1 protein-coding gene is annotated in these 1,296 nt (G+C 60.9%); it reads left to right on the top strand.

Going from position 1 to position 1,296, the window contains the following annotated elements:
• The coding region (locus HYH08_RS37265) for a DUF1522 domain-containing protein (protein WP_283844204.1) at positions 1 to 821 on the top strand (821 nt) is incomplete at its 5' end.
• Positions 822 to 1,296 lie beyond the last annotated feature (475 nt).

Genomic DNA, 1,296 nt, shown 5'->3' with positions numbered 1-1,296 from the left:
GCTCCGGCACCGGCGGCATCAACGGCAAGACCTTGACCTTCACCTCCTTCAACGGTGGCACCGCGGTCAACGTCACCATCGGCGACGGCACCAACGGCACGGTCAAGACGCTCGATCAGCTCAACACGGCGCTGCAGGCCAACAACCTGTCCGCCACGATCGACGCCAACGGCCTGCTCACCATCTCGGCCACCAACGACTACGCGTCCTCGACGCTCGGTTCGGCGGCCGCGGGTGGCGCGATCGGCGGCACACTGACCTCCGCGATCAGCTTCTCGACGGCGTCCGCGCCGGTCGTGGACTCGGTGGCGCAGGCGAGCCGTGCGGCCCTGGTGTCGCAGTACAACAACATCCTGAACCAGATCGACACGACCTCGCAGGACTCCTCGTTCAACGGTGTCAACCTGTTGAACGGTGACCAGCTCAAGCTGGTGTTCGACGAGACCGGCAAGTCGAACCTGAGCATCACGGGTGTGACGTACAACTCCAAGGGTCTGGGCCTGGCCTCGCTGACCAGCGGCGTCGACTTCATCGACAACGCTGCGACCAACAAGGTGCTGTCCAAGCTGAATGATGCCTCGAGCACGCTGCGCTCGGAAGCGTCGACCCTCGGCTCGAACCTCTCGGTGGTGCAGGTGCGTCAGGACTTCAACAAGAGCCTGATCAACGTGCTGCAGACCGGTTCGTCCAACCTGACGCTGGCCGACACCAACGTCGAAGCCGCCAACAGCCAGGCGCTGTCGACCCGCCAGTCGATCGCGGTCTCCGCGCTGTCGCTGGCCAACCAGTCGCAGCAGAGCGTGCTGCAGCTGCTCCGCTAATCGCGGACGACATCGATAAGCAGAGTAGGGCGGCGGGGCTTCGGCTCCGCCGCTTTTCTTTTGTGCCGGTATTGGACGATGTCGTGCGATGAGAGGACGATGCATTCGATGCAGCCAATTGCTCACTCTGAGTTATGGTTGATAACTCGCAAACGTATCGTCGCTGCCCGAAAAAACATCATTCAATCATGGCGATACACGAGCGCGTGATGCGGCTTCGATCGCGCCTATGGTGAATCCGCGGAAGGAGTGGCGCGACGTGCTTCATGCTTTGTTAGCCCCAAACGTTCACCGTCCCGGACATCGATTAATCCTAATCGAAGTTTGTTGCGTTGCGTACCAGAAGGGTAACAGCTTATGTCCGGTATCGTTCTCTCCTCGTCGGTTCGTCAGAACCTGCTTTCCCTCCAGTCCACCGCTGATCTTCTCGCCACCACACAGAACCGTCTGTCGACCGGCAAGAGCGTCAATTCGG

It is taken from the genome of Bradyrhizobium sp. BR 10289, from assembly GCF_019455385.1.
Taxonomy (GTDB): Bacteria; Pseudomonadota; Alphaproteobacteria; order Rhizobiales; family Xanthobacteraceae; genus Bradyrhizobium.
Note: the sequence above shows the minus strand (reverse complement) of the source record. Positions and strands in the feature narration are given on the sequence as shown.